We start from the raw sequence: 6,595 nt of genomic DNA, 5'->3' as shown, positions 1-6,595 counted from the left end.
GGAGCGCGCCATGCCCGCGATTCGCGCGCATGGCGCGCTCCCACAGGAGAACCGCGCAAATGCCCTCTGCCGTGGCCCGTGTTGAGCGAAGCGACACCGTGCATCGCCCATCGGTTGGACAACGCGAAGCTTATCCACCAGTCACATCGAAAACCGTGCACCCGGCGATCTTGCCCAACCGTTCTCCCTGATCTTTACCGGTGTTTCCAGCAGCCGCTTTGCGCGACACTAGGCCCATGAGCCCAGACGGAGCCGCCGATGAGTAGCGAAGACAAATTCACCCGCCAGACCCTTCTCGACGTACAGACCCTGACGCCCACGCTGTTCACCCTGCGCACCACCCGCGATGCCGGGTTTCGCTTTCGCGCCGGGCAGTTCGTGCGCCTGGGCGTGGAGAAGGCCGATGGCTCGGTGGTCTGGCGTGCGTATTCGCTGGTTTCGGCGCCCCACGACGAGCATCTGGAGTTCTTTTCCATCGTGGTGCCCGGCGGTGAGTTCACCAGCGAGCTGAGCCGGCTGCGCGTCGGCGACACCCTGCTGGTGGAGAAGATGGCCACCGGTTATCTGACCCTGGATCGCTTCGTCGATGGCCGCGACCTGTGGCTGCTGGGCAGCGGCACCGGCATCGCGCCGTTCCTGTCGATGCTGCAGGATTTCGAAATCTGGGAGCGCTTCGAGCGCATCGTGCTGGTGTACAGCGCGCGCACCCTGGCCGAGCTGGCCTATCAGGACATGATCCACGGCTTCGCCGAACTGGAGCATCTGGCCGAGTACACCCACAAGCTCACCTATGTGCCGGTGGTTACCCGCGAGCAGGCGCCGGGCTGTCTGAATGCGCGCATCACCCAGTTGATCGAAAACGGCGAGCTGGAGCGGGCTGCCGATCTGCCGCTGACCCCCGAACATTCGCGGGTGATGATCTGCGGCAACCCGCAGATGATCGACGACATCCGCCAGTGCCTGAAGGCGCGCAACATGAACCTCAGCCTGACCCGGCGGCCCGGCCAGGTCGCTGTGGAGAACTACTGGTAAGGCCGTAGCCTGGCGTGCTGGCCAGGCCTGTAAAGCACGGTTACAAACTTGCCGCTTTCGGCGTGACTCGCGCTCCAGTAGATTGCGGGGTCTGTTTCCCATTATCCGGTCTTCATGGACAGCGACAGTAGTCGACCGCCCTCGCCATTACGGACGAGGGCGCTTCCCAAAGGCAGCGCCGCCCGGCGCGCGCCCACCGTGCAGCACAACGCTGCGCATCCTTCCCGACAGCCGAGACTTCACGCGCCTGCGCCCTGCATGTGTGCCGCGTTCGGCCGTCTCTGTTTTCCCCTAGAGAGAGCTACACACTAAATGGAATGGATCGCTGATCCGACGGCCTGGCTGGGTCTGTTGACCCTGATCGTCCTGGAAATCGTTCTGGGCATCGACAACCTGGTGTTCATCGCCATCCTCGCTGACAAGCTGCCGCCCGAGCAGCGTGACCGCGCGCGGGTGATTGGCCTGAGTCTGGCGCTGATCATGCGCCTGGGCCTGCTGGCCAGCATGGCCTGGTTGGTGACGCTGACTGATCCGCTGATCGAGGTGTTCGGAAAGTCGTTCTCCGGACGTGACCTGATCATGCTGTTCGGTGGTGTGTTCCTGCTGTTCAAGGCCACCATGGAGCTGCACGAGCGCCTCGAAGGCCGCGTGCACCAGCCCGGTGGCTCGCGCACCTACGCCAAGTTCTGGCCGGTGGTGGCGCAGATCATCGTGCTCGACGCGGTGTTCTCGCTGGATGCGGTGATCACTGCCGTTGGCATGGTCGAGCACCTGGAAGTGATGATGATCGCGGTGATCATCTCCATTGGCCTGATGATCGTCGCCAGCAAGCCGCTGACCGCCTTCGTCAACGCCCGCCCGACGGTGATCATGCTGTGCCTGGGCTTTTTGATGATGATCGGCTTCAGCCTGACCGCCGAGGGCCTGGGCTTCCACATCCCGAAAGGTTACCTGTACGCCGCCATCGGCTTCTCGATCCTTATCGAGCTGTTCAACCAGGTCGCCCGCTCGCGCCGCAAGCGCAGCCTGCAGGGCCAGCGCGGCCTGCGTGACCGCACCGCCCACGCGGTGATGCGCATGCTCGGCGGCAAGGTGCAGGCCGATGAAGTCGGCGAGGACATCGCCGACATGCTCGAGGGCGAGCAGGGTGAAACTGCGCTGTTCGACCGTCGTGAGCGGGTGATGATCAGCGGCGTGCTGAACATGGCCGAGCTGTCGATCCAGAAGGTCATGACCGACCGCATGGAAGTCGACTGCATCAACCTTGACGACGCCCCTGAGAAGATCCAGCAGGCGCTGCTCGACTCGCCGCACTCGCGTCTGGTGGTGATCCGCAACGAAACGCGCGACGAGCCCCTGGGCTACATCCATAAGAAGGAGCTGTTCAAGGAACTGCTCAAGGGCCAGCAGCCGGATATCGAGAGCCTGGTGCGTGCGCCGATCAACCTGCCGGACAGCTCCAGCGTGCTCAGCTCGCTCGAGCAGATGCGCCAGGGCTCGACCCACGTGGCCTTCGTGGTCAACGAGTTCGGCGGCTTCGAAGGCCTGCTGACCCTGACCGACATCCTCGAAGCGATTGCCGGCGAGCTGCCGGACGCCAGCGAAGTGGATGGCCCGGACGTCGAGGAAGTGGACGGCGGCTACCGGGTCAACGGTGCGGTCAACCTGGCGGTGCTGCGCGAGCGGATGAACTTCGCCGCCAAGCCGACCGACGATTACCAGACCCTGGCCGGGTTGGCCATGAGTCTGCTCGACCGCCTGCCGCTGATCGGTGACAAGGTCGAGTACCTGGGCTGGGAGCTGACGGTGATCGAGGTCAAGGAACGGCGCATCACCCGCGTACTGCTCAAGCCGGGCAGCGAGTCGGCTGCGTGACCTGAGCTAGACATGAAAACGGCGCCCTGGAGGCGCCGTTTTCTTTGCTGCTCTGCTGCCCGATCAATCCTTGTGCTGCTGGTTCTTGAGCAGGTCGCGGATTTCCGTCAGCAGTACTTCCTGGGTGCTCGGCGCTGGTGGCACCGACGGCGCGGCGGCTTCTTCGCGCTTGAGGCGGTTGATCGCCTTGACGCCCATGAAGATCGCGAAGGCGATGATGATGAAGTCGATCACCGTCTGGATGAAGCGCCCGTAAGCCAGCACCACGGCCGGGATATCGCCCTCGGCGGCCTTGAGGGTGATGGCCAGGTCCGAGAAGTCCACTCCACCGATCAGCAGCCCCAGGGGCGGCATGATCACGTCGCCGACGAAGGACGAGACGATCTTGCCGAAGGCCGCGCCGATGATGATACCGACCGCCATGTCGACGACGTTGCCCTTGACCGCGAAGGCCTTGAATTCGTTGATGATGCTCATGTGTAACCCCCTGGATCTGTTTGGTGCGCTGAAGTGTAAAGCACCGCTAGCGGTCTGCCATGATTGGCCTTCTGCTGGCGTTAGGTTTGTGACCCCCAGGTCGCGGCATTGTCCGAATTTATTACCGGAAGTTGATGCAAGCCGGCTCGCTGCAGCGCTCTGCATCGGGGCTTTGCGCACAAACGACCAGCGGTGGCCGGCAGCTTTACGCGGTTGACGAGGATCAACGGTAAGGGTCTTCCACCTGATTAGAGTGGCCATATCATTTTTTAGGAGCCTGGCCATGCATATCGACTATTGCGCCCAATCCGACACCGCCGCGCGGCTGCACGGTAACCCCGCCTATGCGGCGCTGGTGGAGCAGCACGACGATGTCGACCGGCGTATCGCCCGTATCGAAAATGGCCTGGAGCGGCCTGACGGGCTAAGCCTGGCTGCCCTGAAATTGCGCCGCTCCGGTTTGCGCGAGGATCTGGCGCGTCAGCAGCGCAAGGCGCGCGGTGAATGTTGCAACTGCGGCAACCACTGCGGCGGTTGATGCAACTCGTCGGGCGGGCGTGTCGGTGGTGATGGGCGAAGAGCTTATTCACGATCTCGCGAGCTAGAGCGATCCAAGGCAAAAACAAGCGAGGAAGCGGAGTTTACGAGTGGTAAATGAGCATTCCGAGCTTGTTTTTAACGCAGGAGCGCCGACGCGCAGCAGATCGTGAATATGCGCTAAGGTCAATGGATCACCACCCCACCATAGAGGAGCGCCCCATGACCGCCGAGCACAATCTGCGCGAAGAATTTCGTGAGTTCGGCGACGCCCTGACCGAGCGTCGCAAGAGCCATCCGGGTTTCGATGGCTTGGTGGGCCGCTACCAGGACCTGGACAAACGCATCGTCGAGCTCGAATCCGGCAATCAGTCCTTCGATGACGAAACCCTGGGCCGCCTGCGCCGCGAGCGGGTGTTGCTCAAGGACAAGATCGCGCAGGAGCTCACCGAGCGCTGAGCCTTCAGCCGATATTGGGCGCAGCGATGTTCCGGGTCTTTACCAACGGATTCCTGGGTATCGCTTCGCTCAACCACAGGCTACGGCCTGGCTTCTGTAGTCTGGGGTAGCCGCAGGCGTAATCCGGGGCTCTTCAGGCCTGCACGAGAAAACGTTGCAGGCCCGACTCGTCCCTATCCAGCTCGCTTACCGCGAATGGCAGCTCACCGACCACCTGCCGACAAAAGGCATTCGCCAGCTCATCCTGTGCATAACAGCACAGCAGCCAACGGCGCCCGTCGCTGACCGTTTGCTGCAGCAACGCACGGCCGATGCCCAGGCGCCGGTATTTCTTGAGCAGAAACAGGTCGGCGAATTCCATGTCGGCCAGGCGCTGGTCCTCACAGGCCTCCAGCAGCAGAAAACCGGCGATAAAACCGTCGACCAGAATCAGCCCGGCGCTCCAGCCTTCGTCCTGCCAGTAGCGCTGCAGATGCGGCTCGTGCACGTAAAAGCGGCCGTCGACCTCGACGTCTTCCTGCTCCCAGCCCGACGATTCGTAGGCATAGAACTGGTAGAGGTTGCGGATCAGCGGCAGCTGCTCGGCGCTGGCGGGAATCAGTTCGATGGACATCGCGGGCCTCGGGGCAGGGGAGCGGCGCATTATCGACCTGGCCGGTGCGCCGTCGATAGCCTGCATGCGCAGGTCTGTAAATTTATCCAGTTGTTCGGTATCGTTTCGGCCACGATTGATCAGGCAGGACGACTCTCATGGCCAAGGCCAAACGCTTGTACGGCTGCACCGAGTGCGGCGCGACCTTTCCCAAGTGGGCCGGGCAATGCGGCGAGTGCGGCGCCTGGAATACCCTCACCGAAACCATGATCGAAGCCGGCGGCGCAGCTGCGCCCAGCGGGCGAACCGGCTGGGCCGGGCAGCAGGCGCAGCTCAAGACTCTGGCCGAAGTCAGCGTCGAGGAAGTTGCGCGCTTTTCCACCGCGTCCGGCGAACTCGACCGCGTGCTCGGCGGCGGCCTGGTGGACGGCTCGGTGGTGCTGATCGGCGGCGACCCCGGCATCGGCAAGTCGACCATCCTGCTGCAGACCCTGTGCAACGTCGCCCAGCGGTTTCCGGCGCTGTACGTCACCGGCGAGGAATCCCAGCAGCAGGTGGCGATGCGCGCCCGGCGTCTGGGCCTGCCGGAAGACAAGCTCAAGGTGATGACCGAGACCTGCATCGAAAGCATCATCGCCACCGCCCGCCATGAAAAGCCCAAGGTGATGGTGATCGACTCGATCCAGACCATCTTCACCGAGCAACTGCAGTCCGCACCCGGCGGCGTCGCCCAGGTGCGCGAGAGTGCGGCGCTGCTGGTGCGCTTCGCCAAGCAGAGCGGCACGGCAATCTTCCTGGTCGGCCACGTGACGAAAGAGGGCGCCCTGGCCGGCCCGCGGGTGCTCGAGCACATGGTCGATACCGTGCTGTATTTCGAGGGCGATCCCGATGGCCGCCTGCGCCTGTTGCGCGCGGTGAAGAATCGCTTCGGCGCGATCAACGAGCTGGGCGTGTTCGGCATGACCGACAAGGGCCTCAAGGAAGTCAGCAACCCCTCGGCGATCTTCCTCACCCGCGCCCAGGAAGAGGTGCCGGGCAGCATCGTCATGGCCACCTGGGAAGGCACCCGGCCGATGTTGGTGGAAGTGCAGGCGCTGGTCGACACCAGCCATATGTCCAACCCACGGCGGGTGACGCTTGGGCTTGATCAGAATCGCCTGGCCATGCTGCTCGCGGTGCTGCACCGCCATGGCGGCATTCCCACCTATGACCAGGATGTGTTCCTCAACGTGGTCGGCGGCGTGAAGGTGCTGGAAACTGCCTCCGACCTGGCGCTGATCTCGGCGGTGATTTCCAGCCTGCGCAACCGGCCGCTGCCCCACGATTTGCTGGTGTTTGGCGAAGTCGGTCTGTCCGGCGAAATACGCCCGGTGCCCAGCGGTCAGGAGCGTTTGAAAGAAGCCGCCAAGCACGGTTTCAAGCGCGCCATCGTGCCCAAGGCCAATGCGCCGAAGGAGTCGCCGCCCGGCTTGCAGGTGGTCGCCGTGACGCGCCTGGAGCAGGCCCTCGACGCACTGTTCGAGTAGCTGCGGCGTTCTGCCGCTATGGGCGTCCGGCGGCTATTGATCCGTGTCAATGGCGGGGCAGGGCGGCAGTCGCAGGATGAAGGCGTACCCACAGAGG

General features: G+C 63.5%; 7 protein-coding genes. 5 read left to right on the top strand and 2 right to left on the bottom strand.

Features of this window, described 5'->3' with window-relative positions:
• Positions 1-258: 258 nt before the first annotated feature.
• Complete coding sequence (locus PVA39_RS22920) at positions 259-1,032, top strand: ferredoxin--NADP reductase (protein WP_274126033.1); 774 nt, start codon at positions 259-261, stop codon at positions 1,030-1,032.
• Positions 1,033-1,344: 312 nt separating this feature from the next.
• Positions 1,345-2,907 (top strand): TerC family protein, encoded by a 1,563-nt coding sequence (locus PVA39_RS22915; protein WP_274126032.1) that lies wholly within the window; start codon positions 1,345-1,347, stop codon positions 2,905-2,907.
• A gap of 63 nt (positions 2,908-2,970) precedes the next feature.
• On the opposite strand, the gene mscL is transcribed toward PVA39_RS22915, so the two are convergent.
• The gene (gene mscL / locus PVA39_RS22910; RefSeq protein ID WP_013793052.1) at positions 2,971-3,384 is read right to left on the bottom strand and encodes a large-conductance mechanosensitive channel protein MscL; all 414 of its coding nucleotides are present in this window, start codon (positions 3,382-3,384) and stop codon (positions 2,971-2,973) included.
• Between the two features lie 283 nt (positions 3,385-3,667).
• On the opposite strand from mscL, the gene PVA39_RS22905 reads away from it, so the two are divergent.
• Together PVA39_RS22905 and PVA39_RS22900 are read left to right on the top strand one after the other, a co-directional pair.
• Positions 3,668-3,922 carry a DUF465 domain-containing protein gene (locus PVA39_RS22905; protein WP_274126031.1) on the top strand — a complete coding sequence of 85 codons (255 nt, stop codon included), beginning with the start codon at positions 3,668-3,670 and terminating at the stop codon, positions 3,920-3,922.
• A 221-nt stretch (positions 3,923-4,143) separates the two neighbouring features.
• Complete coding sequence (locus tag PVA39_RS22900; protein WP_274126030.1) at positions 4,144-4,380, top strand: YdcH family protein; 237 nt, start codon at positions 4,144-4,146, stop codon at positions 4,378-4,380.
• A gap of 133 nt (positions 4,381-4,513) precedes the next feature.
• Here the strand turns inward: PVA39_RS22900 and PVA39_RS22895 are convergent, their stop codons facing one another.
• Positions 4,514-4,993: a GNAT family N-acetyltransferase gene (locus PVA39_RS22895; RefSeq protein WP_274126029.1), complete on the bottom strand. Its 480-nt coding sequence runs from the start codon at positions 4,991-4,993 to the stop codon at positions 4,514-4,516.
• Between the two features lie 137 nt (positions 4,994-5,130).
• Between PVA39_RS22895 and radA the strand changes: the two genes are divergently transcribed.
• Entirely contained in the window at positions 5,131-6,498 is a 1,368-nt protein-coding gene (gene radA / locus PVA39_RS22890) for a DNA repair protein RadA (protein ID WP_274126028.1), read from the top strand.
• Positions 6,499-6,595: the final 97 nt, after the last annotated feature.

The sequence above is a fragment of the Pseudomonas sp. CNPSo 3701 genome (genome assembly GCF_028674975.1).
Classification (GTDB): Bacteria; Pseudomonadota; Gammaproteobacteria; order Pseudomonadales; family Pseudomonadaceae; genus Aquipseudomonas; species Aquipseudomonas straminea.
This window is presented reverse-complemented; position numbering and strand designations above follow the sequence as displayed.